We start from the raw sequence: 24,988 nt of genomic DNA on the forward strand, positions 1-24,988 counted from the left end.
GCCGTGGCGGCCGTGAGTGGAGCAGGGAAGATTCGATGGGAGTGCAAGTGGAAGCCGACCAGGAGTTCTGGCGCGGTGAGCTCGTCGCCGGTGGATTCACCGCGCTACCGCGGTGGACGCTCAATCCGGTGTCGGGCATCGTCGACCACGAGACGACGATCCCGGAAGACGTCGTAGGACCGTTGCGCCGGCTGGCGGAGGACCTGGCGGTGCCGTTCAACTCGGTGCTGCTGGCCGCGCACGCCAAGGTGCTCACCGCGCTGTCCGGTGAGCGCGAGGTCGTGTCCGGCTACGTCTCCGCCGAGGGCGGCCGGCCGTTGCCCTGCCGGCTGACGACCGAACCCGATTCGTGGCGGACGCTGCTGCTGAACACCCATCAAGTCGAGTCGGAATTGCTGTCGCACAAAGACTTTCCGGTCGATGATCTCAGGCGCGAGATGGGCCTGACCGAACCGTCGTTCGAGACCGTGTTCGATCCGAGTGGCGTCGGCGGCGACCTGGCCGAGGACACCGTGCTGTCGGTGGGGTTCTCGCAGTATGGCGGCCGGCTCGTACTTCGGCTGCGGTACCGGACAGACGTACTCGACGCGGACTGCGCCGGCCGGATCGCCGGCTATCACATCACCGCGCTCGCGCTGATCGCCGCAGATCCGGATGGCGAGCACGGGCGGCAGAGCCTGCTCTCCGCCGAAGAACTCCACTTCCAGCTCGAAGGGCTCGCCGGACCGCGCCGGGACCTGCCGAACCGCCGGTTGCACGAGCTGTTCGAACAGCGGGTGAGGGCACACCCGGACACCGTCGCGGCCGTACACGGCGAGCGGCAGTGGACCTACCGCGAGCTCAACTCCCGGGCCAATCGGCTGGCACGCGCGCTGTTGGCGCGGGGGCTGCGCCGCGAGGGAGTGGTCGCGGTGGTGACCGAACGCAACCTGGACTGGCTGGCCGCGGTGCTGGCGGTCTTCAAGGCCGGGGGCGTGTACCTGCCCATCGAGCCGCATTTCCCGGCCGGTCGCATCGCCACCACGCTCTCTCGTGCCGAGTGCTCCCTCGTGCTGACCGAACACGGCAGCACCACCACCCTCGACCACGCCCTCGACTCGCTGCCCGGGATCCGGACGGTCTTCATCGACGCGGCCTACCAGGAGGATCACGCCGACGGTGATCTGGGCACCGATGTCGCTCCGGACCAGCTCGCCTACATCTACTTCACCTCGGGCTCCACCGGGGAGCCCAAGGGCGCGATGTGCGAGCACCAGGGCATGCTCAACCACCTCTACGCCAAGATCGACGACCTGAAGATCGGCGAGGGACAGGTGGTCGCCCAGACCGCACCCCAGTGCTTCGACATCTCTCTGTGGCAACTGGTGTCCGCGCTCCTGGTCGGAGGGCGGACCCTGCTGGTGGAACAGGAGGTGATCCTCGACGTCCAGCAGTTCATCGACAAGATCGTTGACGGCCGGGTCGCCGTCCTCCAGGTCGTACCCTCCTACCTGGACGTCGTCGTGTCCTGTCTGAAGCAGCACCCCCGCGAGCTGCCGGACCTGCGATGCGTGTCGGTCACCGGCGAAGCGCTGAAGAAGGAGCTCACGCAGCGCTGGTTCGCCGCCCAGCCCGGGATCAAGCTGGTCAACGCCTACGGACTGACCGAGACCTCGGACGACACCAACCACGAGGTCATGGACCGCGTGCCCGACGGAGACCGGGTCCTGTTGGGCCCCGCCGTCAACAACGTGCACGTCTACGTCGTCGACGAGCACCTGACCCCGGTGCCGCTCGGCGCCCCCGGACTGATCGTCTTCTCCGGCGTCTGCGTCGGCCGTGGATACGTCAACGACCCCGAGCGCACCCGGCAGGCCTACCTGGCCGATCCGCACCGTGCGGGCGCCCGGCTCTACCGGGGCGGCGACTACGGCCGCTGGCAGCCCGGGGGCAAGCTGGAGTTCCTCGGCCGCCGGGACACCCAGGTGAAGATCCGTGGCTTCCGGATCGAGATCGGTGAGATCGAGAACACCCTGTTGCGGGTGCCCGGTGTGCGCGACGGTGCCGTGGTGGTCGCCGAGCGGGCCGACCAGAGCAAGCACCTGGTGGCGTTCTACTCCGGCCCGCGGCCACTGGAAGTCGACATCCTGCTGGACCGGCTCGCCGAGTCGCTGCCCGACTACATGGTCCCGTCGGCCTTCCACTGGCGCGAGAGTCTGCCGCTGACGGCCAACAGCAAGATCGACAGGAAGACTCTGCAGGCGCTCGCCGGAGAACTCGACGTCGTCCAGGACGACTACCACCCGCCGAACACGCCGACCGAACAGCAGCTGGCTGCCGCATGGGCGAAGGTGCTCGGCATCCCGCAGCACCAGATCGGACGGCGGGACCACTTCTTCGACCGGGGCGGCACATCGCTGTCGGCGGTGAAACTGGCCATTTCCCTGGACCGTGCGGTGTCCCTCAAGGACGTCACCCGTCACCCGGTCCTAGCCGATCTGGCCGGGCTGGTCGACAGCAGGTCCGAGCCGCGCTCCGGGCTGGTCGACGGCACGTCCGAGCGGCGCTCCGGGCTGCTTCAGTCACTGTCGGAAGCGGACGGTGCGCAGGCCGCTGCCCTGGTGTGCTTCCCGTACGCCGGCGGCAACGCGGTGAACTTCCAGCCGATGGCCAGGGCACTGCCGGGCGGCGCGCCCGCGGTCTACGCCGTCGAGCTGCCAGGTCACGACGTGGCCGCCGAGAGCGAGCCGTTCGCGCCGATGACACAGGTGGTCGAGCAGGTCGTCGTCGAGATCATCCGGCGTGGCCTGACCAGGGTCCTGCTGTGGGGCCACTCCTCGGGCACCGCGTTGGCCCTGGAGACGGCCAGAAAGCTGCAGGAGCGCGGGGTGGACGTCCAGCGGGTGTTCCTTGGCGCGCAGTTGCTCGGTAACGCCGCCGACCGGCGCGCCACCATCACGGAACTGACCGGGCGAAGCAACGCCGAGATCGCCGCGAAGCTGAGCGCGGACGGCGGGTACACCGAGCTCGGTGAGCTGGATGCGCGGCACGCCGAGCACGTCGGTGCCGCCTACCGGCACGACTGCGTGTCCGCACTGCGCTATTTCGCGGACGCCCTGGACAGCCCGCCGACGCCGAAGCTGTCCGCGCCGGTCACCGTGGTCGTCGCCGCCGACGACCCGAGCACGGCGGAGTACCGGCGCCGGTACGGCGACTGGCAGCTCCTGGCCGAGCAGGTCGACCTGCATGAACTCGCCGACGGCGGCCACTACTTCCTGCGCACCCGTCCGGCCGAGGCGGCACAGGCCGTGCTGCGCGCCGCCGAATTGATCGCCTCCTCCTGAGTGGCAACGGAAAGGAAAACGAGATGCCTTCCACATCCACGACGTCGCTGGTCGACGTGGAACGGAAACCCGGCAGACCTCCGCTCCTGCGGGTCGAGGCCACCGGCAACGCGCTGGGCTGGGCAGCCGAGCACCGGGACGCGCTGCGCGCTGTCGTCGCCGAGCACGGCTGCGTCCTGGTCCGCGGCCTCGGGCTGCGCGACGCGGCCGAGGCCGGCGCCGTCTTCTCGAGGCTGGCCACCGGTCTGATGACCGAGAAGGAGGCCTTCACGCCCCGGCAGACCTACTCCGACGGCGTGTACTCCTCGTCGAAGTGGCCGCCGAACCAGCCGATGTGCATGCACCACGAACTGAGCTACACGCTCGAGTTCCCCGGCCTGATGATGTTCACCTGTCTCGGCGCACCCACCGACGGCGGGGCGACCGCGGTGGCCGACTCGACGACCGTACTCGACGCGCTGCCCGCCGAGTTGACCGAGCGGTTCGAGCGGGAGGGCTGGCTGCTCACCCGCAGCTACAACGACGAGATCGGGGCGTCCATCGCCGAGGCGTTCGGCACCGAGGACCGTGACGCCGTCGAAAGCTACTGCCGCGCCAACGCGATCACGTTCGAGTGGCAGCCCGACGGTGGACTGCGCACCAGACAGCGCCGCAGCGCCGTGGTGCGTCACCCGGTCACCGGCCGACGCTGCTGGTTCAACCAGATCGCGTTCCTCAACGAGTGGACGATGGCCCCCGAGGTGCGCGAGTACCTGCTGGACGTCTACGGCGCCGACGGGCTGCCGTTCAACACCCGCTTCGGCAACGGCGACCCGATCGGCGAGGACGTCGTACAGCTGCTCAACAGCGTCTACGAGGCCAACACCGCACGCGAGCCGTGGCAGGCCGGTGACCTGATGCTCGTCGACAACATCCGCACCGCGCACAGCAGGGAGCCCTTCGAGGGACCGCGCGAAGTGCTCGTCGCCCTGGCCGACCCCGTGCGTCTGGCCGACTGCTCGCCGACCGTCGAGGTGACCACAGGATGACCACCATCGGTTCCAACGCAACGGAGTCCGCGATGGCCGCGCAGATCACCGTGCCACCGTTCGCGGTGATCTCAGGCGCCCAGGTCCAGGGCGCGCTGCACGGACGCGAGAAACAGATCGTGGAGCTGGTCGAGGCCACCTACCGGGTGCACGGCGCCGGTGATTCGGTCAACCCACCGTCGTACTTCCTGCGTTTCCCCGACCGCCCGTCCTCCCGGATCATCGCCCTGCCCGCTTCGATCGGCGGAGACATACGGGTGGACGGCCTGAAGTGGATCTCCAGCTTCCCGAAGAACGTAACGGCCGGTATCCCGAGGGCCTCGGCCGTGCTGATCCTCAACGACCATGACACCGGCTACCCGTTCGCCTGTCTGGAAAGCTCGATCATCAGCGCCACCAGGACGGCCGCGTCGGCGGCATCGGCGGCCGACTGGCTCAGCCGCGACCGGCCGCGACCGACGCGTATCGGGTTCTTCGGGGTGGGCCTGATCGCCCGCTACATCCACACCTTCCTGACCGGCACCGGCTGGTCCTTCGACGACATCGGCGTGCACGACCTGTCCGCCGACAGCGCGGCAGGCTTCCGGTGTTACCTGGAGCAGTCGGGCACCACCGGCCGGATCACCGTGCACGACAGCGCCGAGCAGCTGATCCGAAACAGCGATCTGGTGGTCTTCGCCACCGTCGCCGGTGAGCCGCACGTCAGCGACCTGTCCTGGTTCGCACACAACCCGCTGGTGCTGCACGTGTCGCTGCGCGACCTCGCGCCGGAGATCCTGCTCGCCTCGACCAACATCGTCGATGACATCGAGCACTGTCTGAAGGCGAACACCTCGCCGCATCTGGCCGAGCAGCTCACGGGCAACCGGAACTTCCTGCACGGCACGTTGGACGACGTGATGGCCGGACGGGTGACGGTGCCGGCGGACCGGCCGGTGGTGTTCTCGCCCTTCGGCCTCGGGGTGCTCGACCTCGCGGTCGGCAAGTACGTCTACGACGAAGTGGTCCGCTGCGGCGAGTTGCACGTCGTCGACGACTTCTTCCACGAACTGAGCCGGTACGGATGAGCCTGGCCTACAGCCCAGGAGGCTAGTCCAGGTCTCATCCCAGGAGAGATCACCGATCAAGCAGCCGCAGGTCAGGACGCACGAGACGGCGGCCGCTGACGCAGGGCCCCCGTCCGGCTCGGTTGGACAGGCTCCCGCCCGCACAAGCGAGAAGCCCGACCACGGCCGGATGGACCTTCCGAAGTGCTCTGCTCCAGACAGAGGAGACCGTTGTGCCCGTCATTTCCGTTCCCTACGCCTTCAACGAAGACGAGCTCTATGTCGACCTTCGGCCGATCTTCGGGCACTCGCTCTTCCTGAAGTGCGAGGGCTTCAACTTCGCCGGCTCGATCAAGTTGAAGGCCGCGACCGAGATGGTTGAGGCCGCCGAGCGTTCGGGAGTCCTGACGCCGGAATCGATCCTGGTCGAGTCCTCGTCCGGGAACCTCGGCGTGGCGTTGAGCATGATCGCGGCGAGCAAGGGCTACCGGTTCCTGTGTGTGACGGACTCCCGCGGCAACCTGTCGACCAGGATGATGATGGAGGCGTTGGGCAGCCAGGTGCACATGGTCTCCGGACAGGAGGCCAATGGCGGCTTTCTCGGCGCGCGGATCAAGTACGTCCGCGCGCTGTGCGCCTCCGATGACCGGTACGTGTGGCTCAGTCAGTACACCAATCCGAGCAACTGGAAGGCGCACTACCGCACGACAGGGCCGGAGATCGCCCGCCAGTTCCCGCAGCTGGACGTGCTGTTCGTCGGGGCCGGCACCACCGGGACCCTGATGGGCTGCGCGCGCTACTTCAAGGAGTGGCACCGGTCGGTGCGGATCATCGCAGTGGACAGCGTCGGCTCGGTGTCCTTCGGCGGTTCGCCAGGCCGCCGGATGATTCCCGGCCTCGGGATGAGCATGCGCCCGCCGCTGCTCGACGAGTCCTATGTGGATGAGGTGATATGTGTCGAGGAGGCGGACACCATCCGTACCTGCCATCGTCTGGCCAGGCGCGGATTCCTGTTCGGCGGCTCCACCGGCACGGTGGTCAGCGGCGCGACGGACTGGTTGGCCCGTCATGACGCGCGCGAACTCACCTCGGTGGCCATCGGCCCGGACCTCGGCGAGCGCTACCTCGACACCATCTACCAGACCAACTGGCTGCGGGATCTTTACGGCGCGGACGTGTTCCACGCCGACGAGGTGGCCGCCGATTCCTGGGCAGCCGCACCCGCGCCACCGACACGGTGGGGCCGGGCGCTGGACCTGCAGACCGGCGACCACAATGGCAACCAGCGCCATCAGTTCCAGGATCGTAAGACCTAGTGAGCCGGTCCGGAGATCCTGTCGTAGTGGCGGCGGATCCGGCAATCGTTACTCACAGCCGGGCCCTATGCGAGATCGAGGGTTCGGCCGGGAATCAGGTGGACCTCGGCGGTTTGATCCACCCCAGCGACCGCTCGACGGCTCGCTGCCAGTTGTCGTATTCCGATTCCCGCCGCTCGGGGTCCATGTCCGGCAGCCATTGGCCGGCCCGGTGCCAGTTACGGCGCAGGACTTCCAGGTCCGGCCAGTAGCCGACGGCGAGACCTGCGGCGTAGGCGGCGCCGAGGGAAACCGTCTCGACGACCATGGGCCGCACCACGGGCACGTCGAGCACGTCGGCCACGAACTGCATGAGCAGGTTGTCCGCTGTCATGCCGCCGTCCACCTTGAGCTGCTTCAGGGCGACCGAGAAGTCGGCGTTCATGGCGTCGACGACCTCTCGCGTCTGCCAGCCGGTGGCCTCAAGGACGGCTCGGGCCAGGTGTCCCTTGGTGATGTACGAAGTGAGGCCGACGATGACACCGCGTGCGTCGCTGCGCCAGCGGGGTGCGAACAGACCCGAGAACGCGGGGACGATGTAGCAACCGCCGTTGTCCTCGACCGTCCGCGCCAGCGTCTCGATCTCCGGCGCGCTGCTGATCAGTCCCAGACGGTCACGGAACCACTGGACCAGCGAGCCGGTGACGGCTATCGAACCTTCAAGGGCGTAGACCGGGGGCTGGTTCCCGATCTTGTAGGCAACGGTCGTGAGGAGTCCGTGCCGGGAGCGCACGACATCGGTACCGGTGTTGAGTAGCAGGAAGCTGCCCGTTCCGTACGTGCACTTCGCCTCGCCCGGGGAGAAACAGGTCTGGCCGAACAGGGCGGCCTGCTGGTCACCGAGCGCGGCCGTGATACGGACGCCCGGGAGGACCGAGCGGGCATCACCGTAGCCCTCGACCGAAGACCGGATCTCGGGCAGCATCTGGCGGGGAACCCCGAAGAACGCCAGAAGCTCCTCGTCCCAGGTGAGCGTACGGATGTTCATCAGCATGGTGCGGCTGGCGTTGGTGGCGTCGGTGATGTGCAGGCCGCCGTCCGTGCCCCCGGTGAGGTTCCAGATCAGCCAACTCTCCATCGTGCCGAACAGCACCTCGCCGGCCTTGGCGCGCTGATCGAGTCCATTCACATGGTCGAACAGCCAGCGGATCCGCGGCGCCGAGAAGTAGGTCGAGGGGGGCAGGCTGCAGCGCTCGAGGAAGAATTCATCTCCGGGTTGATGTCTCAGGTCCTCGACGAGCGGTGCTGTACGGGTGTCCTGCCAGACGATCGCCCTGCCGAGCGGAGTACCCGTCCGCCGGTCCCAGAGGACCGTCGTCTCTCGCTGGTTGGCAATACCGATGGCGGCGATCTCTCCCGCGCCGACACCGGCATCGGAGAGAGCCTCGGGCACGATGCGCCGCAGATTGCGCCAGATCTCGACGGCGTCGTGCTCGACCCAGCCGGGCCGGGGGAAGTGCTGCTGATGCTCCCGCTGGGCGACCGACACCAGCCGCCCATGGTGGTCGAACAGAATGCATCGGGTGGAGTTGGTGCCCTGATCGATGGACATCACATACCGTTCAACCATGATCAGATCTGCCTTCCGATGTGTCGAGGAGGCGGGGATTTACCAGCGAGCTGCTCCCAGGTCTCTGGAGATCGCCCGTGCGGCCTCGCGGAGCAGGGTGAGCAGGCTCGGTCGGGGACGGCCTTGGCTGTCGCAGATCCTCTCGACCGGGCCGGACAGGCTGATGGCGCCCACCACGAGGCCGCCGTGCCCTCGGATCGGCGAGGCGACGCCGGCTTCGCCCATGCTCATTTCCTGGACCTCGGCGGCCCATCCGAGTTCCCGGATCTCGGCGAGCGCCCGGGTGAGTTGCTCCGGGACGACCAGGGTGTGCCGGGTGTATGCCTCCAGCCCGGCTTCCAGGGCCGGCTCCAGGGGCGCGGTCCCGAAGGCCAGCAGAACCTTGCCGAGCGAGGAGGCGTGGAGAGGCAGCAGCGAACCCACGTCCAGGGTCTGGAGCGTGTCGTCCGGCCGAAACACGTGGTGGATGATGAGGACCTTGCCCTCCAAGGGGGTGCCCAGGCGGACCGCCTCCCCACTACGGGCGGCCAGGGCGTCGGCCCAGTTGATGGAGCGCGACCGCAGCTCATTGACGTCGAGATAGCTGGTGCCGAGGTGCAGCAGGGCCGCCCCGAGCTGGTATTTTCCGGTCGCCGCGTCCTGCTCCACGAAATCCACATGCTGGAGGGTGCGCAGGATGCCGTGGGCGGTGCCCTTCGCCAGGCCGAGCGAGGCCGCCACCTCGCCGAGCCCGAGTCGGCGGGGCCCACCGGCGAGCAGACGCAAGATCGCCGCCGCCCGTTCGATCGACTGGACTGGGCCGGCCATAAAGCGAGCCTAGTACCGCCATGGAGGGTCCGCTTTGTGTGCAGGTCCGCCGGTTCACCACCGGATGGGCGTTCGCGTTCGGTAATGCCGACCCACGTTCATTGACCGGCCTCGCTCCGCTTCCTAGCGTGCTCTGAGGCCCGGCAAGCGCGCTGAGCCCGGCATCCGGCCGACAGCGGTCACCGGAGGAGAGCAGATGGCGGTACAGCTCAATACGATGCTTCGGGAGGCAGTCGAACATGTGTGTCCGCTGCCGCACGCGCCCGGGGCCGTCTCGGCCGTACGCCGAGGTGTGAGGGCAGTCCTCGCCGACTGGAACGTTTCCCCGGAAATCTTCGAGGACGCGCTCCTGGTGGTGTCGGAACTGCTCACCAACGCGATCGTCCACGCCGTGCCCCCGGCGAAGCTGCGGCTGTCATGGGTCCGGGGCGACGGGCTCAGCACCCTGCGCGTCGAAGTCACCGACGCGGGGCCTGCGTTTCCGGCCGGACAGTCGCCCGCGGGATTCGACCCGGACGAGCACGGCCGGGGCGAGGAGATCGTCCACGCACTGGCGACTCGGCATGGCATACGTGTCCACCCCGGCGGGATCACCCGGTGGGCCGAGCTCATCGCAGTATGAGAATGCACGGCTCGTTCGCGAGAATGCGTGGCTCGCAGTATGAGAAACGCGGCCCTGCTGGTCAGTCCCGGTCCGGCAGGGGGTACCGACTGCCCTGCCCCAGCCGCTGGGGCAGCGCCCTGATCATGTGACCGGCCCGAGAGAGACGCCGCACCGGCCGTCGCACACAGCTTTCGGAGTAGCCCGCCCCGCGCGTAAGCGACACCATCGGCTCGGGTGCTCCACCAGCTACGACACGCCTGAAGAGGTACGCCGAGTCGCCGACGGTCTGCGGATCCGTGTCGACAGCGGCCTGTCGCACCAGGCCGACGAGTGGACCGACGCAACCGCACATTTGACGAACAGCTTGCGCCTGGCCGACCACGCGGTGCGGTCTGCCTGCCCCGGCGGCCCTCACACCCCCTTCCCGAGCGGCGCGTCCTAGCCCCTGCGGCGCAGCCGTACCGAAAGATGGTGCTGCATTGGCTGACCGACCGCCTCGAGGTCGTGGTCGAACGTGAGCGTGTCGTCGTCGATCAGCGCGTAGCGGCGACGGGTGGCGTTGACCTTCTTGGCGGTGGGAGCGAGGGCCACCTCGTGGGTGGAGAGGTCGACCGTGCCGTCGGTCGCGCGGCCGACCATGATCTCCGCGATGCCGGTGGGCTGGGTGATCAGTGCCTCCACCCGGCCGTCGGACTGAAGCCGCCACCAGCCGCTCTCCCGGGCCGACGGACGCAGCGGTGCGTCATCGGCGTCGAGCAGCCAGGCCCGGGCCTCATAGCGCAGGAACGGGCGGCCGTCGTGACTGAAGGTCACCTCCTGCGCGTACGCGAAGTCCCCGGTGAGCGTCGGGTACCCGCCCTGGCCCCGGCCGTACCAGGAGCCCAAGAGGCCGAGCACGGGCTCGAGCAGTGCGTGCGGTGCGGGCGCCTCGTCCGGTCGGTGGCCGTCGGGGTACGGGTGCTCGGGTGCGGGGTCAAACACGGTGTGCGCTCCTGGGGTTGGTGCCGGTGCCGGGTGGAAGCCTAGGCTGTCGATCCACGCGGCGACGCGCACGGAGGCCACCTGATCCGGGGGTTTGCTCCTGGTTCTGGTGGGTGCCCGCATACGCGTTCACCGCTTTCCCGCACGAGATCTGACGGCAGACCCAAGACCTGGTCCAACAACCCGCAAGAACGGCTGAACAGGAGATCCGCCGCCGCACCGACGTTGCTGGCGTTTTCCCCGACCGGTCAGTCCCACATGACGGAGTTCAACGCAGCATAGTCAGCGCCAAGTCAGCACGGGAGAGGCGAAGACGGGTGATGACGTGGGCTTTTGGTCGGCGCCCAACCAGCACGGGAGTCAGCACGGCATCATCGAATCGCCCCGAATGGTGCATCACAGACACCGCCTGTTCCGTCGCCGAACGAGCCTCTCACCCAGGCTTCGAACTCCTGGCATAGCGGCCACACGCACATCCCGCCCCGGAACTATGTTGTCCCACCACATGTGCGCCTGACCTGCGTCTTCCTACCGTGTGCCGACACGTACCCGTCCCCACCGACCACGAGGAAGTGGCGCACATGGTCTCCGCAGCAACCGCTCCCCCACCACCCGCCAGCCTCAAGCGGATCGTCGCCGCGAGCCTCATCGGCACCACCATCGAGTGGTACGACTTCTTCCTCTACGGCTCGGCCGCCGCTCTTGTGTTCAACAAGCTGTTCTTCCCGGATTCCGACCCGCTCGTCGGCACCCTGCTGTCCTTCCTGACGTACGCGGTGGGATTCGCGGCCCGGCCGCTCGGCGCGCTCGTGTTCGGGCACTACGGCGACCGGCTCGGCCGCAAGAAGCTGCTGGTGCTGAGCCTGCTGCTGATGGGCGGCGCGACGTTCGCGATCGGCCTGCTGCCCACCCACGCGACCGTCGGGGTGGCCGCCCCGGTGCTGCTGACCACGCTGCGTCTGGTGCAGGGCTTCGCGCTGGGCGGCGAGTGGGGCGGCGCCGTGCTGCTGGTCTCCGAGCACGGGGACGCCAGGCGGCGCGGGTTCTGGGCCTCGTGGCCGCAGACCGGGGCACCCGCAGGGCAGCTCCTGGCGACCGGTGTGCTCTCGCTGCTGACGGCCACGCTGTCGGACGCGGCCTTCGGCTCCTGGGGCTGGCGCGTGCCGTTCCTGCTCTCCGGCGTCCTGGTGATCGTCGGTTTGTGGATACGTCTGTCTGTCGATGAATCGCCCGTGTTCAAAGAGGCGTTGGCGCAGGCCGAGGCCCGCGAGGCGACGCGGAACGCGCAGGCCTCGGAACCGGAGAAGCTGCCACTGGTGTCGGTGCTGCGCCACCACTGGCGTGACGTACTGGTCGCGATGGGCGCCCGCATGGCGGAGAACATCAGCTACTACGTGATCACCGCCTTCATCCTCGTGTACGCCACCACGTCGGCCGGTGTCTCCAAGCAGACCGCGCTCAACGCGGTGCTCATCGCGTCCGCCGTGCACTTCGCCGTCATTCCGGCCTGGGGCGCGCTCTCGGACCGGGTGGGCCGCCGGCCCGTCTATCTGCTGGGCGCCGCCGGGGTCGGCCTGTGGATGTTCCCGTTCTTCTCCCTGATCGACACCGGCAGCTTCGGGAACCTGGTGCTCGCCGTCACCGTGGGCCTGGTGCTGCACGGCGCGATGTACGCGCCCCAGGCCGCCTTCTTCTCCGAGATGTTCGCGACGCGGATGCGCTACTCCGGTGCCTCCATCGGTGCCCAGTTCGCCTCCGTCGCGGCGGGCGCGCCCGCCCCGCTCATCGCGACCGCTCTGCTGTCCGGCTACGGCAGCTCCACACCGATCTCGCTGTACGTGATCGCGGCGGTCGTCCTGACCCTGATCGCGGTGGGAGCCGCGAAGGAGACACGGCACCGTGACCTGGCCGACGTGGATGCCTCCACCGCCGCCACGGAGCCCACTGCGACGCCGACGGCGGACGCCCGTACCGCTTGATCCCCGCTCCGGACCGGCCCCCGCGCGCCCTGTGCGTGCGGGGGTCAGTGCTGTCCGGCGGACGACAACCGGTGCAGCCGCAGGGCGAGTTGGATCTCCAGCGCGCGGGCCGGGCTCTGCCAGCCGTCCCCGAGCAGCCGTCCCACCCGCTCCAGCCGCTGCGCGACCGTGTTCACATGCACATGCAGGTCGTCCTTCGTGCGCGCCGGGCTCATGCCGCACGCGAAGTAGGCGTCGAGGGTGCGCAGCAGATCGGTGCCGCGCCGCTCGTCGTACGCCACGACCTGGCCGATGGTGCGGTCGACGAAGCCGGAGATGTCCCGGTCCCCGGCGAGCAGCAGCCCCAGGAACCCGAAGTCCTCGGCGGCGGCCCCGTCCCCGGCGCGGCCGAGCACACGCAGGGCTTCCAGACACCGCTGCCCCTCCGCGTACGCCTCCGCCACGGCGTCCGGGCGGGCGGCGAGCTGCTCGACGGGCGCGGAGGCGCCGACCGTGACCTCCTCGTGCACGGCACTGCCGAGGTGTCTGGCCGTGCGGCGGGCCAGCTTCGTCGCGGTGTCGCCGGGTCCTAGGGGCAGCAACAGGACGGTGCCGCCGTCGCGGGCGGCGGCCAGCCCGTGCCGGGTGGTGGCGAGATGGGACGCGGCGGACCACAGCCGTCTGCGGGCGGCGGCCTCCTGATCGGCGTCGGCGGCTCGCGCCTCCAGGCGGGCGGCCAGCACCACATGGGCGCCGTCGAGGTCGGCGTGCAGTCGCGCGGCGCGCTCGCGCAGCAGGCGCGGATCGCGGTCGCGGGCGTCCAGCAGGTCGTCCAACAGCTCCCCGCGGACGCGCTGTTCGGCCTCGGCGGCGGAGCGTCTGGCGAGCAGGAGCAGTGAAGTGACCATCGCGGCGCGTTCCAGGGTGCGCTGGTCGACGGGGTCGAGGCCCGGGTGGCCGCGCAGCATCAGGGCGCCGAGCAGCTCTCCGCCGGCGGCCACGGCGGCGACCCAGTCGTCCCCGTGCCGCACGGCGTGGCCCTCGGCTCTGGACGCCTCCAGAGCGGCGCCGGGCGCGGCGTCCGCCTCGGTGAAACCGACGGTGCCGTCGAGGACTTCGGACACCGCGGCGGCCACGTCGTGGACCCCGCCGCCGCGCAGCACGAGCTCGGCGAGCCGGTCGTGGACGTCGGACGCGCGCTCGATCACTCCGCTGCGGTCCCTGATGATCTCGTTGGCGCGGCCCAGGCGGTCGAGGGCCGAGCGGGTCTCCGTGAGCCAGTTCGCCGTGTCGATGGCCGCCGCGGCCAGGGCCGCGAACGAGCCGAGGAGTGCGATCTGTTCCCGTTCGAAGACGCGCGCGCGGCGGTCCGCGGCGAACAGTACGCCGATGACCTGGGGCCCGATCATGAGAGGAACGCCGAGGATCGCGATCAGGCCCTCGTCCCGTACGCCCGCGTCGATGGTCTGGGTGTGCTGGAAGCGCGCGTCCTTGAAGTAGTCGTCGGTGACATAGGGGCGGGCGGTCTGCGCGACGAGTCCGCCCAGCCCCTCCCCCATGCCGAGCCGCAGCTGCTGGAAGCGCGCGGCGACCGAACCCTCGGTGACACGCATATAGGTGTCGCCCCTGGCCGCGTCGTGCAGGCTGAGGTAGGCGACGTCGGTGCCGAGCAGTGACCGGGCCCGCTGCACGATCGCCTGCAGTACGGCGTCCAGGTCGCGCAGGCCCGCCAGGTCGTGCGCGGTCTCGAAGAGCGCGGAGAGCTCGGCCTCGCGGCGGCGCCGCCCCTCTATCTCCGAGCGCACGCGCAACGCGAGCAGCTTGGCCTGTTCCAGCGCGGCGACGCGCTCGGGCGGCCGGCCCTCGGCGCGGGCGAGCAGCACCGGCTGCTCGTACGCGTCGGCGGACGCGCCTCTGGCCAGCAGTTCCAGAAAGGGCGCCTCGGCGCTGTCGGCGGAGCGCTCGGTGGACTGCACGTGATCGCGGGACATGGTCACAGGATTACCCATCGGCGGGCCGGCGCCGCCAGACCTGTGGACAACTCATCATTCGCTCCGCTCAGTGCGCGGTCCAGCCGCCGTCCAGGGTCAGAGACGTACCGGTGATGAAGGACGCCTGCGGACCGCACAGGTACGCCACCGCCTCGGCGACCTCCTCCGGCTCGATGAGCCGCTTCACCGCGCTGTCCTGCAACAGCACCTCGGCCAGCACCCGCTCCTGGGGAATCCCGTGCGCCTGCGCCTGGTCGGCGAGCTGCTTCTCGACCAGTGGGGTGCGCACATAGGCGGGGTTCACACAGTTCGAGGTGACTCCATGGGGCGCGCCCTCCAGGGCGGCGGTTTTCGAGAGCCCCTCAAGACCGTGTTTTGCGGCCACATACGCCGACTTGAACGCCGAGGCGCGCAGCCCATGGACCGACGACACATTGACGATGCGACCCCAGCCCTGCCCGTACATATGCGGCAGCGCGCCACGGATGAGGCGGAACGGTGCCTCCAGCATCACAGTCAGCACGGTGTGGAAGACCTCGGGCGGGAACTCCTCGATGGGGCGCACCAGTTGGAGCCCGGCGTTGTTCACGAGGATGTCGGTACCCGCGGCGGCCTGCTCCGCCGCGTCGAGGTCGGTGAGGTCGAGGACGTGCGCCTCGACGGTGCCCGGAAGGCCTTGCGCCTGCTCGGCGAGCGCGTCCAGGCCCACAGCGTCCCGGTCGACCGCTCTGACCTTGGCACCGGCGGCGGCGAGCCGCAGCGCGCAGGCGCGGCCGATGCCGCCCGCGGCGCCGGTGACGAGAGCGGTGCGGCCACCGAGGTCGGAGGTGGGGGCGTGGGGGCCCGGGAGGGCGCGAGGCGCGGTCATGCCTCGACCCTAGGCAGCGCCCAGGCCCCAACCGATGTGGTCACCACCCACACTTAGCCCTCAGGTCATGGGGTCGAACCACGTGGGTGCATCAGTCAGTGCCTGCTTGATCAGGAAGCGGCTGTGCTCGTTGAGCCCGGGCAGGGCGTCCACCTCGAACCAACCGACCTGGAGCGACTCGTCGTCATTGACGTGGGCTTCGCCACCGACGGCTCGGCAGCGGAACACGATGTCCATGAACTGGCACATGTCGCCGTTGTCGTAGGTGACCGGCTGCCCGGAGCCGACGAGGACAACGCGCTCGACTTCGCAGCGCACGGCCGTCTCCTCGTACACCTCACGCACGGCGCAGGCCGCGGGCTGCTCGCCGGGATCCGGGATACCGGAGATCAGCGCCCACTGACCGTTGTCCGAGCGCTGCCCCAGCAGCACTCGGCCGTCGTCGTCGAAGACGACGGCGCTCACGCCGGGAAGCCAGAGCAGTTGGTGGCCCGCGGAGGCCCGAATCGTGCGGATGAAGTCAGGAGTAGCCATGCACCGACCCTAACGGCCCGGTCACGTTACGCCCTTGGGCTCCGGCAACGCCGTCCTAGGCGCTCGTGCTGTGTTCCGGCAACGCTGTCCCAGACGCCACTGCCCCGTCGTGCGTGGAACTACCCCGTCGTGCGCGGACCGCTGTCGTCGCCGCCCAGCCGAGTCCGCCCGCCGCGAGCAGCACCAGGACCATCTCGGGAAGGATCCCGAGCCGCGTCGCCGGCGTCTCGGAGGAGCGCAGCGGCACCTTCTGGACCAGCGAGTCCGCCACGAACATCCCGGTCCGCTGGGTGATCTTGCCGTCCGGCATGATCACGGCGCTGACGCCGCTCGTCACCGGCACGGTGACGGTGCGGCTGTGCTCGACAGCGCGGACGCGGGACATGGCGAGCTGCTGATAGGTCATCTCGCTGCGGTCGAAGGTCGCGTTGTTGCTGGGCACCGAGATCATCTGCGCGCCATCGGTGACGGTGCTGCGCACGGCCCAGTCGAAGGCGGCCTCGTAGCAGGTCGCGAGGCCGACCTTGGTGCCGTCCATGGTGAACACGCCCGCCTTGGTGCCGCGGCTGAAGTCCTGGCGCACCATGGTCGTCCAGTTCTTGTTGACGGCCCCGAGGAGCGAACGCAGCGGAAGGTACTCGCCGAAGGGCTGGACCTGCCGCTTGTCGTACGTGTCGACGGCGCCCTTGTCCGGGTCCCACAGAATCTGCTCGTTGTAGAGCTTGCCGTCCCGCTCGACGACACCGCCCACCGAGATGGGGGCGCCGATCGCCTTGGCCGCCCCGTCTATCACGGCGGCCGCGTCGGGGTTGGCGAACGGGTCGATGTCGGAGGAGTTCTCCGGCCACAGCACGAAGTCCGGCTGGGCGACCTTGCCCGCCTTGACCTCGGCGGCCAGCCGCTCGGTCTCCCGCGCGTGGTAGTCGAGAACGGCGCGCCGCTGAGCGTTGAACTCGAGCCCAGCACGGGGCACGTTGCCCTGGATGACCGCGACGGTAGCTGTTCCGTCCTCGGCCTTGTCACTCACCAGAGTCCGCGCGGCGAGCGCGCCCACGACGGGGACCACGACACTGAGCAGTGCCGCCGCGGCAGCACCTCGCCGTACGACACCGGTGCGGCGGCCTTCGACGACCTGGCGCACGATCTCGTACAGCCCGAAGCCGCAGAGCACGACCGCGAAGCCGAGCACGGGAGTGCCGCCCACCGCGGCGAGCGGAAGGAAGACGCCATCCGCCTGTCCGAAGGCGATCTTTCCCCAGGGGAAGCCGCCGAAGGGCGCACGCGCGCGTGCCGCCTCGCCCGCGATCCACACCGCGGCCGCCCACAGCGGCCACCCGGGCAGCCGGGCCACGACCGTGATACCCGCGCCGACGAGCGCGATGTACACCGCTTCCACGGCGACGAGAGCGAGCCACGGCCCGGAGCCGACCTCCACACCGGTCCACACGAGCAGCGGCAGCAGGAATCCGAGGCCGAACAGATAGCCGAGCCCGAGCCCGGCCTTCCAGCTGCGGCCGCGCAGCGTCCAGCCGAAGACCGCGAAGGCCGGCAGGGCCAGCCACCACAGCGTGCGGGGCGGAAAGCTGACGTACAGCAGCACCCCGGAGAGCGTCGCGGCGGCGGCCGGAACGAGACGCCGCGCCAGTCCGGCCGCGCGCGAGGCGGGAGCGGCCTGGGGTTCGAGCTGTTCCGGCTCGTCTACGGTGGTTGCGGTGGCAGTCACTTGGGGAGTGTACGGCGCGTGACCTGGGCGCCGACAGCACGGTCCCCTCGGCCTCGGCGGCCGACCCGCTGTCCGGCCGGGCGCTCCCCGCGCATCTGCCGCAACGTTCCTGCGCAACTTGTCCACAAACTGGTACATCACCCGTTACGGTGTGCCCGAGCCTCTGACGTGCGGCCGGATGCGGCCACGACGGCCGGGGCCCGTCATGAGTCGGGGGGCGACGGGGTGGGGTTCACGGGGACGACGTCCGCGGCCGATTCGGCGGCAGCGGGCGACAGACGCAACGCATCGGACGCCACGGGCGTGATCGTGCTCGCGGCCTGCGCGATCTGGTCCTTGATCACGGCGGCCGCGCACGACGGCCGTCCCGAGGGCGTGCTGCTGGCGGTGCTCGCCGTGGCCGCCGGTTATGCCTCGGGCCGGATCTTCGGGGCGCTCCTGCCGGTCGCCGCCCCTTGCGCCGGAGCGCTCGCCGGACTCGGCCTCGCGATCGCCGCTCCGCACACCACTCCCGGCCCGCAGATCGCCTCGCCGCTCGGACACACCGGCGCCACGGCCGCCCTGCTGGCCCTCTCTGCCGGAGCCGCGTGCTGCGCGGCCTGGGCGGCCCGCCCACCGGTGCTGCGCCTCGCGCTGCGGCTGCTGGCCGCCGCGATCGCGGTGACCGCTGCCGTGCTGGGGTCGACCACGGGGCTCGTCACGTGTGCCGGGGTGCTGCTGTGCTCGCTCGCCGCCGACCGCATGCGCCGCCGCGCCCTGGGACTCACGGGCCTCGCGCTCGCCGCGGCGCTGGCGGCCGGAGCGACCTGGGCGGTCGCCGAGGACGTCCTGCCCGGCGGCCTGACCGCCTCGCTGCAGGGCCGGCTCACCGAGCACCGGGTCCTGCTCTGGCACGACGCGCTCCACCTGGCCCGCCAGGATCCCGCGCTGGGTGTCGGCCCCGGACGCTACGGAGAACTCAGTCCGACGGTCGCCCAGTCACTGCTGCCCGACGGCAAGCCCCACTCCGCGCCCTTGCAGCAGGCGGCCGAGCAGGGCGTGTTCGGGGTGGCGCTGCTCGCGGCGGCGTTCTGCTGGTTCCTGTACGCGTTGTGGCACACACCGCGTACGACGCCCGTCGCGCTGACGGCGGGCGCGGCCCTGACCGCACTGGCCGCGATCGCGTCGATGGGCAACGCGCTGAGCTTCACCACGGTGACGGCCGGTGCGGGCCTGCTCGCGGGGATGGCCACGGCACGGCCACTGTCCGACGAGAGGCCGGACAACGTCACAGACCCGGGCCGACGTCCGCGCGGCAACCGCCTGGAACCGTAGTCGGGCGGCCCGGGGCGCTCTCCGCCGCTGCCACCGCGCAGGCCATGGGCGCGCCGGTGGTCGCCGTCAGTGCACCGCGCCGGGCGCGGTCGGCCGCAGCCGGTCCCGGATGATCCGTACCGCCGCCTCCGCGTTGTCCACCGTGATCGTGAACGTATGACCGTCCCCGAGGCGAAGCACCACGCCCTCGCCACGCCGGACGATGACGGCGGTCCCCATCTCCGGCCGCCAGCGGTAGCCCCAGCCGCCCCACTGGCGGGGCGTGACCTGGGGCGCGAAGTCGGCGCCGACGACGCTGGAGAGCGGGATGCGGCGGCGCGGCAGACCGATGTGGCCGCAGCGCACCTCGACGCAGTCCTTGTCGACCTTCACGGCGACATGTACGAACGCGAGCGTGCCGAAAAGGATGAGCAGTCCGGCCGCGATGCATCCGACGACGGACATGACGAGCGGGGCACTGCCCGACGTCCACACGGAGTCGACGGCCAGCTCGATGCCGAGCGCCATACAGGCGGCACCGGCGAGGGCGGGCAGCCACTGGACGCGGTTGGTCGCGCGTCCGGTCCAGATCTCCGGGTGCGAGGTGCTTTCGCCGTGGGGGTGGTCCCTCATGCCTACGAGACTACTCAGGTTCCGTACTGCGGGCATCGGGTTGCGGAGCGTTGCTGCTCCGGGTGGACGTTCGCCTTACGGAGGGCGTTCATGTGGTGGCCGACCGTGGTCGTACGCAGGGTCGCAGCCGGTTACCGTCGGTCAGCGCGCGGGGCTGACCGCCGACAGGAGGCGGCCTTCCCCGTACGTGAGCGCGGTCGCGGGCATCACGCCCTCGCGGCCGCTCAGGATGACCGTGACGGTGGAGGCGGCGGGTGCCTCGGGGTCCGGGAGCTCGCCGATCCTGCGCAGCGCCTGGGCGGCGACCGCCCCGGCTGTGCCGTGCAGGATGAGGGGCGCGTGGCCGGGCTGCTGCACGGCCGCGCGGATGCGCTCGGCGACCAGTTCGTAGTTGGTGCAGCCCAGGACGACCGTCGTCACATCGTCGGGGGTGAGTGCGGCAGCCGCGGCGATCGCGGCGTCGGTCGCCGACTCGTCGGCGTGGTGCACGGCGTCCGCGAGCCCGGGGCACGGCACTTCGGCGACCGCCACGCCGTCGGCGAACTCCCGGATGAGACCGCGTTGGTAGGGGCTTCCGGTGGTGGCGGGTGTCGCCCAGATGGCGACGGGCCCACCGCCCGCGGCGGCCGGCTTGATCGCCGGGACCGTGCCGATGATCGGCAGGTCCGGTTCGAACCGTGCACGCAGCTCGGGCAGGGAGTGCACGGACGCGGTGTTGCAGGCGACGATCAGGACATCGGGACCGTGCGCGGCAGCGGCCTCGGCGACCGCCAGGGCGCGCCGGGTGATGTCCTCCGGGGTGCGCGGTCCCCAGGGCATCCCGTCCGGGTCCCAGGAGAGCACGAGATCCGCGTCGGGTCGCAGACGGCGTACCGCGGCCGCGGCGGGAAGCAGGCCGATTCCGGAGTCCATGAGCGCGATCTTCACCCGGCCACGATAGACGATGCGCTCCGACGAGCCGGTCCTGTGGGGCAGACTGCGCCCGTGAGCGCCTTCGTGTGGATCGCCGCCGGATCACTCGCCGCCTGGTTGTGGCTGCTGCTCTGCCAGGGCTTCTTCTGGCGCACGGACATCAGGCTGCCGGCTCGCAGTGACCCCGCCGACTGGCCGTCCGTCTGCGTCGTCGTCCCCGCGCGCGACGAGGCCGCCGTGCTGCCCGCGAGCCTGCCGTCACTCCTCGCCCAGGACTATCCCGGGCGGGCTGAGATCTTCCTCGTCGACGACGGCAGCTCGGACGGCACCGGGGAGCTGGCCCGCGAGCTCGCAGGGCGGCACGGTGGCCTGCCGCTCACCGTCGACTCGCCCGGCGAACCGCCCGCGGGCTGGACGGGCAAGCTCTGGGCCGTACGCCACGGCATCGGCTTGGCACGCGCGCGTGGACCCGAATATCTGCTGCTGACGGACGCGGACATCGCCCATGCGCCGGACAGCCTGCGGGAGTTGGTGGCGGCGGCGCGCACCGGTGGCTTCGACCTCGTCTCGCAGATGGCCAGGCTGCGCGTGGAAAGCGTGTGGGAGCGACTCGTCGTGCCCGCCTTCGTCTACTTCTTCGCGCAGCTCTATCCCTTCCGCCGGATCGCCGTGAAGGGCTCACGGACGGCCGCCGCGGCGGGTGGCTGCGTCCTGCTGCGCGAGGACGCCGCCGAGCGGGCGCGCATTCCGGAGGCGATCAGACACGCCGTCATCGACGACGTGGCGCTCGCGAGGGCGGTCAAGGGCAGCGGGGGCCACATCTGGCTGGGGCTCGCCGAGCGGGTGGACAGCGTGCGTCCGTATCCGCGGCTGCACGATCTGTGGCGGATGGTCTCGCGCAGCGCGTACGCGCAGTTGCGGCACAATCCGCTGCTGCTCGTCGGGACGGTCGCCGGCCTCGCCGTGGTCTATCTGGTGCCACCGGTCGCGGTCTTCGCGGGCCTCGCCGCGGGAAGTCCGTGGGCGGCGACAGCCGGAGGGCTCGCGTGGCTGCTGATGACGGCGACGTATCTGCCGATGCTGCGCTACTACCGCCAGCCCCTCCGGCTCGCTCCGCTGCTGCCGGTCACCGCGTTTTTGTACCTCCTCATGACGGTCGATTCCGCGGTGCAGCACTACAGGGGGCGCGGCGCGGCCTGGAAGGGGCGCACTTACGCGCGCCCCGATGCCGCCCTCGACGAGCGCTGATCGCTCACTTCCTGCCGGGGGTCCAGTTCATGCCCCACCCATAGGCGTAGTCGACGGTGCGCTGCGGGCTCACGCCGCGCTCGGGCACCAGGTACCGGGCCTCGCGCTGAACGACCAGATCGCCGCCGTTGTTGGTGATGAGGGCGAGGGCACAGACCGTCGAAGGCACCGTGCACTCGTCCAGCGAGAAGTCGACCGGGGCGCCGCCCATCGGCTGGAGGGTGACCGTGGCGTGCAGGTCGGCGAACGAACGCGCTCCTTCGTAGATGGTCACGAAGATGAGGATGCGCCGGAAGCTCTGTTTGTGGTCGAGGTTGATGGACAGGTTCTCGCCACTGGCCACGGCGCCGGTGCGGTCGTCTCCGTCGAGATGGATGTACGGCGGCTGGTGCAGCGCCCCGAAGGCGTTGCCGAGTGCCTGTACGACGCCCTTGCGGCCGTCGGACAGTTCGTACAGGGCGCAGAGGTCGAGGTCGAGATCCGCGTGCATCGCCACGGCCCGGCCCCGCTTGCTGCCCCACCCGGAGAACTGCTTGCGCACCTGCCAGTTGAGGTTCACGCGCAGGGCACCGGACGTGCCGCCCTGCTTGGCCAGCGAGACCGAGGGGGCTTCCTTGGTGAGCGTCACCTTGGAGAGGCGCACCGGGGCCGTGGGCGGGGCGGGCGGCGGAGCCATCGCGGGCGGCGGCATGGTGACAGGCGGAGCGACCGGCGGGGGCATGGTGACGGGAGGAGCGACCGGCGGGGGCATGGTCACAGGCGGCCCCACCGGCGCCGGTGGACCGTCCACGCGCGTGCCGGGCGCCGGCGGCACCGCGGCGGGCCGCGCCGTGTGCTGTGGCTCGTCCACCGTGATCCCGTAGTCCGTGGCGAGCCCTTCCAGGCCACTGCTGTAGCCCTGCCCGACCGCGCGGAACTTCCAGGCGCCCTGGCGTCGGTAGAACTCGCCCAGCACGAAGGCGGTCTCGACGGTCGCGTCGGCGTCGAAGCGGGCGACCTCCGTGCCCCGCTGCGCGTCGAGCACCCGGATGTACAGTCCGGGCACCTGCCCGAAGGTGCCCCCGTCCGCGGAGGCGGCCAGGACGACGGTCTCGATCGCGGGTTCCACGCGCGCGAGGTCGACGAGCAGCGCGTCGGTCACCTGGCCGCCCGCGTTGCGCTTGCCCTCGTGCCGCACGGCGCCGGAGGAGTGCGCCGGCTGGTTGTAGAAGACGAAGTCGCTGTCCGAACGGACCTTCCCGGACACCAGCAGCAGCGCGGAGGCATCCGCGTCGGGCACCCCAGATCCTGAACGCCATCCCAATTCCACGCGCAACGCAGTCGTCGGCACGGGAACATTCGATCCTTTTGGCATTGACATGTACGCCCCCATCACGTGTCTCCGCGCCGGGCCGCGTCTCCGGCCCCGTTCCCGCCAAACCTATTCCCCCGCACGGCGAACTCCCATGACCCGCACAGGAAGATCGGCGGCCAACCGCCGGTAACCCGTCAGGAACTCGGCTTTTACACGATCCGAACGCTCTTCGGTGCCCTTTTTTGCCGAGTTCGCTCGCATTGGGGATCCCGCGTCACTGCCGACACGGAAAACAACCCTCTTATCGGTCTCCCCAACCAGCACATCGTGGGCTTAACTTATGTGCCATGACCTCCCCCCGCTCCACCTATGGCGGCGGTTACTACTCCGCGCCGTCCTTCTTCCCGGACACCCCGATCTACGACTCCCTCGTCGCCGAGCGGGGCACCCCTCAGATCGCCCCGATCCGGGTTCCCGCCGCCTACGACACGGGCAGCCATCTGCCCGCGCTCCCGTCGGCACTTCCCGCCCTGCCGGCCGGACCGTCTCATCAGGCTCCCTCGTACGGCTACCCGCAGGCCCAGCAGCCCGCGCCGCTGCAGCAGGCCCCCGCGCCGTACATCCCGCAGCAGGCGGCGGGACCGCGCGGCTATCCGGGCACCCAGCCGCAGCAGCAGCAGCGCCCGATGGCGGCCGGCACGGGCTACGAGGCGATGCGCCCCGCGGCTCCTCGTCCCGCCCCGGCTCCCTACCAGGATCCGTACAACGGCCAGCAGTATCGGGGTTACTGAGGCATTCCCGACGGATTGTCGGTGTCTGCTGGCACCATGACGTCATGGGAAACGCGGAGCTGCACTCGATCCATGTCCATCCGGTCAAGGCGTTCCGGGGCCAGTCGCCCGCGGAGGCCGTCGTGGAGCCCTGGGGGCTGGCCGGGGACCGGCGCTGGGTACTGATCGACGACGGGGGCAAGGTCGTCACTCAACGCCAGCACCCACGCCTGGCACTGGCCGCCGCCGAGCTTCTGCCCGGCGGCGGCATACGGCTGTCCGCGCCCGGCCGTGAGCCGGTGAGCGTTCCCGTGCCGGAGCCGATCGGCACGACGACGCTGGACATCTTCGGGGACAAAGTGGAGGCCATCCTCGCCGACCACGCCGCGCATGAGTGGTGCAGCGAGTATCTGGGGGCCGATGTACGCCTCCTCCACATGGACGATCCCGCCGCCCGCCGGCCGGTCGACCCGGAGTTCGCGCGCCCGGGCGAGACAGTCAGCTTCGCCGACGGCTACCCGCTGCTCGTCACCACGCTCGCCTCACTGAATGCTCTCAACTCCCTCATAGCGCAGGGCGATCACGCCCATGAGGGCCCGCTTCCCATGAACCGCTTCCGGCCGAACGTGGTGGTGGCAGGCACAACCCCCTGGGCCGAGGACGACTGGTCGCGGATCGCCATCGGCGAGGTCACCTTCCGGGTCGCCAAGATGTGCGGCCGGTGCGTCGTGACCACCACCGACCAGGAATCGACCGAGCGCGGCAAGGAACCGCTGCGCACCCTCGCACGCCACCGCCGCTTCGGAAGCGATCTCGCCTTCGGGCAGAACCTGGTGCCCGAGTCCCCCGGCACGGTGCGCGTCGGCGATCCGGTCACCGTCCTTGAATAACTCCCGCGATCGAGTTCCGCGAATGGGTACCCGAGGAGGGAACCCGGGCCCTGGGCACGATCGTTGAGACTCCGTGAGAAGTTCATGACAGGCGCATGGGGAGGGTGATTTCGCTCTCTCTTCCCGGGCCTCGCGCGTGAACGGCTCCGCTGCGGGTTAT

General features: G+C 70.2%; 20 protein-coding genes. 10 read left to right on the forward strand and 10 right to left on the reverse strand.

Translation table 11 applies throughout. The features are described from left to right. Nucleotides 1–35 precede the first annotated feature (35 nt). From ACZ4WS_RS16165 to sbnA, 4 genes are all read left to right on the forward strand, one after another. The gene (locus ACZ4WS_RS16165; protein WP_467980850.1) at nt 36–3,323 is read left to right on the forward strand and encodes a non-ribosomal peptide synthetase; all 3,288 of its coding nucleotides are present in this window, start codon (nt 36–38) and stop codon (nt 3,321–3,323) included. Between the two features lie 23 nt (nt 3,324–3,346). After that, entirely contained in the window at nt 3,347–4,351 is a 1,005-nt protein-coding gene (locus ACZ4WS_RS16170; protein ID WP_467980852.1) for a TauD/TfdA family dioxygenase, read from the forward strand. Further along, the gene (gene sbnB, locus ACZ4WS_RS16175) at nt 4,348–5,418 is read left to right on the forward strand and encodes a 2,3-diaminopropionate biosynthesis protein SbnB (protein ID WP_467980854.1); all 1,071 of its coding nucleotides are present in this window, start codon (nt 4,348–4,350) and stop codon (nt 5,416–5,418) included. Before ACZ4WS_RS16170 ends, sbnB begins: the two co-directional genes overlap by 4 nt. 212 nt (nt 5,419–5,630) lie before the next feature. Continuing rightward, a complete protein-coding gene (gene sbnA, locus ACZ4WS_RS16180) occupies nt 5,631–6,713 on the forward strand; it encodes a 2,3-diaminopropionate biosynthesis protein SbnA (RefSeq protein WP_467980855.1) in 1,083 nt (360 codons plus the stop codon). A 94-nt stretch (nt 6,714–6,807) separates the two neighbouring features. Here sbnA and glpK read toward each other — a convergent pair whose 3' ends face one another. Together glpK and ACZ4WS_RS16190 are read right to left on the reverse strand one after the other, a co-directional pair. Then, a complete protein-coding gene (gene glpK, locus ACZ4WS_RS16185; RefSeq protein ID WP_467980857.1) occupies nt 6,808–8,322 on the reverse strand; it encodes a glycerol kinase GlpK in 1,515 nt (504 codons plus the stop codon). A gap of 39 nt (nt 8,323–8,361) precedes the next feature. Next, nucleotides 8,362–9,129, reverse strand: a complete 768-nt coding sequence (locus ACZ4WS_RS16190; RefSeq protein ID WP_467980858.1) for an IclR family transcriptional regulator — start codon at nt 9,127–9,129, stop codon at nt 8,362–8,364. A 196-nt stretch (nt 9,130–9,325) separates the two neighbouring features. On the opposite strand from ACZ4WS_RS16190, the gene ACZ4WS_RS16195 reads away from it, so the two are divergent. After that, the gene (locus ACZ4WS_RS16195; protein WP_467980860.1) at nt 9,326–9,751 is read left to right on the forward strand and encodes an ATP-binding protein; all 426 of its coding nucleotides are present in this window, start codon (nt 9,326–9,328) and stop codon (nt 9,749–9,751) included. A gap of 420 nt (nt 9,752–10,171) precedes the next feature. Here ACZ4WS_RS16195 and ACZ4WS_RS16200 read toward each other — a convergent pair whose 3' ends face one another. Further along, nucleotides 10,172–10,714 carry a nitrobindin family protein gene (locus ACZ4WS_RS16200; protein ID WP_467980861.1) on the reverse strand — a complete coding sequence of 181 codons (543 nt, stop codon included), beginning with the start codon at nt 10,712–10,714 and terminating at the stop codon, nt 10,172–10,174. A gap of 581 nt (nt 10,715–11,295) precedes the next feature. Between ACZ4WS_RS16200 and ACZ4WS_RS16205 the strand changes: the two genes are divergently transcribed. Further along, nucleotides 11,296–12,693: an MFS transporter gene (locus ACZ4WS_RS16205; RefSeq protein WP_467980863.1), complete on the forward strand. Its 1,398-nt coding sequence runs from the start codon at nt 11,296–11,298 to the stop codon at nt 12,691–12,693. A gap of 44 nt (nt 12,694–12,737) precedes the next feature. Here ACZ4WS_RS16205 and ACZ4WS_RS16210 read toward each other — a convergent pair whose 3' ends face one another. The 4 genes from ACZ4WS_RS16210 to lnt form a co-directional block, all read right to left on the reverse strand. Continuing rightward, on the reverse strand, nt 12,738–14,663 hold the full coding sequence (locus tag ACZ4WS_RS16210; RefSeq protein ID WP_467980865.1) for a helix-turn-helix domain-containing protein: 1,926 nt from the start codon (nt 14,661–14,663) through the stop codon (nt 12,738–12,740). A 67-nt stretch (nt 14,664–14,730) separates the two neighbouring features. Continuing rightward, nucleotides 14,731–15,531 carry a 3-hydroxybutyrate dehydrogenase gene (locus ACZ4WS_RS16215; RefSeq protein WP_467980867.1) on the reverse strand — a complete coding sequence of 267 codons (801 nt, stop codon included), beginning with the start codon at nt 15,529–15,531 and terminating at the stop codon, nt 14,731–14,733. A 60-nt stretch (nt 15,532–15,591) separates the two neighbouring features. Then, nucleotides 15,592–16,065 carry an NUDIX hydrolase gene (locus ACZ4WS_RS16220; RefSeq protein ID WP_467980869.1) on the reverse strand — a complete coding sequence of 158 codons (474 nt, stop codon included), beginning with the start codon at nt 16,063–16,065 and terminating at the stop codon, nt 15,592–15,594. A 55-nt stretch (nt 16,066–16,120) separates the two neighbouring features. Then, nucleotides 16,121–17,788 carry an apolipoprotein N-acyltransferase gene (lnt, locus tag ACZ4WS_RS16225; RefSeq protein WP_467980871.1) on the reverse strand — a complete coding sequence of 556 codons (1,668 nt, stop codon included), beginning with the start codon at nt 17,786–17,788 and terminating at the stop codon, nt 16,121–16,123. A gap of 225 nt (nt 17,789–18,013) precedes the next feature. Here lnt and ACZ4WS_RS16230 point away from each other — a divergent pair, with 225 nt between their 5' ends. Beyond that, nucleotides 18,014–19,102, forward strand: a complete 1,089-nt coding sequence (locus ACZ4WS_RS16230; RefSeq protein WP_467980872.1) for an O-antigen ligase family protein — start codon at nt 18,014–18,016, stop codon at nt 19,100–19,102. Between the two features lie 66 nt (nt 19,103–19,168). Here the strand turns inward: ACZ4WS_RS16230 and ACZ4WS_RS16235 are convergent, their stop codons facing one another. Further along, nucleotides 19,169–19,714 carry a hypothetical protein gene (locus tag ACZ4WS_RS16235; RefSeq protein ID WP_467980874.1) on the reverse strand — a complete coding sequence of 182 codons (546 nt, stop codon included), beginning with the start codon at nt 19,712–19,714 and terminating at the stop codon, nt 19,169–19,171. Between the two features lie 141 nt (nt 19,715–19,855). After that, nucleotides 19,856–20,641 carry a glutamate racemase gene (locus tag ACZ4WS_RS16240; protein ID WP_467980875.1) on the reverse strand — a complete coding sequence of 262 codons (786 nt, stop codon included), beginning with the start codon at nt 20,639–20,641 and terminating at the stop codon, nt 19,856–19,858. Nucleotides 20,642–20,698: 57 nt separating this feature from the next. Here ACZ4WS_RS16240 and ACZ4WS_RS16245 point away from each other — a divergent pair, with 57 nt between their 5' ends. Further along, nucleotides 20,699–21,874 carry a glycosyltransferase gene (locus tag ACZ4WS_RS16245; protein ID WP_467980876.1) on the forward strand — a complete coding sequence of 392 codons (1,176 nt, stop codon included), beginning with the start codon at nt 20,699–20,701 and terminating at the stop codon, nt 21,872–21,874. A gap of 4 nt (nt 21,875–21,878) precedes the next feature. On the opposite strand, the gene ACZ4WS_RS16250 is transcribed toward ACZ4WS_RS16245, so the two are convergent. Further along, nucleotides 21,879–23,234: a TerD family protein gene (locus tag ACZ4WS_RS16250; RefSeq protein WP_467980878.1), complete on the reverse strand. Its 1,356-nt coding sequence runs from the start codon at nt 23,232–23,234 to the stop codon at nt 21,879–21,881. 281 nt (nt 23,235–23,515) lie between these two features. On the opposite strand from ACZ4WS_RS16250, the gene ACZ4WS_RS16255 reads away from it, so the two are divergent. Together ACZ4WS_RS16255 and ACZ4WS_RS16260 are read left to right on the forward strand one after the other, a co-directional pair. Then, nucleotides 23,516–23,959: a DUF6643 family protein gene (locus ACZ4WS_RS16255; protein WP_467980879.1), complete on the forward strand. Its 444-nt coding sequence runs from the start codon at nt 23,516–23,518 to the stop codon at nt 23,957–23,959. A gap of 44 nt (nt 23,960–24,003) precedes the next feature. Next, nucleotides 24,004–24,828 carry an MOSC domain-containing protein gene (locus ACZ4WS_RS16260; RefSeq protein WP_467980881.1) on the forward strand — a complete coding sequence of 275 codons (825 nt, stop codon included), beginning with the start codon at nt 24,004–24,006 and terminating at the stop codon, nt 24,826–24,828. The last annotated feature ends 160 nt before the right edge of the window (nt 24,829–24,988 follow it).

This window comes from Streptomyces sp. NPDC029292, from assembly GCF_055569295.1.

Coding starts and splice junctions, on each gene's coding strand:
- ACZ4WS_RS16165 (WP_467980850.1), top strand. CDS start 36: ATGGGAGTGCAAGTGGAAGCCGACCAGGAGTTCTGGCGCGGTGAGCTC.
- ACZ4WS_RS16170 (WP_467980852.1), top strand. CDS start 3,347: ATGCCTTCCACATCCACGACGTCGCTGGTCGACGTGGAACGGAAACCC.
- sbnB (WP_467980854.1), top strand. CDS start 4,348: ATGACCACCATCGGTTCCAACGCAACGGAGTCCGCGATGGCCGCGCAG.
- glpK (WP_467980857.1), bottom strand. CDS start 8,322: ATGGTTGAACGGTATGTGATGTCCATCGATCAGGGCACCAACTCCACC.
- ACZ4WS_RS16190 (WP_467980858.1), bottom strand. CDS start 9,129: ATGGCCGGCCCAGTCCAGTCGATCGAACGGGCGGCGGCGATCTTGCGT.
- ACZ4WS_RS16195 (WP_467980860.1), top strand. CDS start 9,326: ATGGCGGTACAGCTCAATACGATGCTTCGGGAGGCAGTCGAACATGTG.
- ACZ4WS_RS16205 (WP_467980863.1), top strand. CDS start 11,296: ATGGTCTCCGCAGCAACCGCTCCCCCACCACCCGCCAGCCTCAAGCGG.
- ACZ4WS_RS16210 (WP_467980865.1), bottom strand. CDS start 14,663: ATGTCCCGCGATCACGTGCAGTCCACCGAGCGCTCCGCCGACAGCGCC.
- ACZ4WS_RS16215 (WP_467980867.1), bottom strand. CDS start 15,531: ATGACCGCGCCTCGCGCCCTCCCGGGCCCCCACGCCCCCACCTCCGAC.
- ACZ4WS_RS16220 (WP_467980869.1), bottom strand. CDS start 16,065: ATGGCTACTCCTGACTTCATCCGCACGATTCGGGCCTCCGCGGGCCAC.
- ACZ4WS_RS16235 (WP_467980874.1), bottom strand. CDS start 19,714: ATGAGGGACCACCCCCACGGCGAAAGCACCTCGCACCCGGAGATCTGG.
- ACZ4WS_RS16250 (WP_467980878.1), bottom strand. CDS start 23,234: ATGTCAATGCCAAAAGGATCGAATGTTCCCGTGCCGACGACTGCGTTG.
- ACZ4WS_RS16255 (WP_467980879.1), top strand. CDS start 23,516: ATGACCTCCCCCCGCTCCACCTATGGCGGCGGTTACTACTCCGCGCCG.
- ACZ4WS_RS16260 (WP_467980881.1), top strand. CDS start 24,004: ATGGGAAACGCGGAGCTGCACTCGATCCATGTCCATCCGGTCAAGGCG.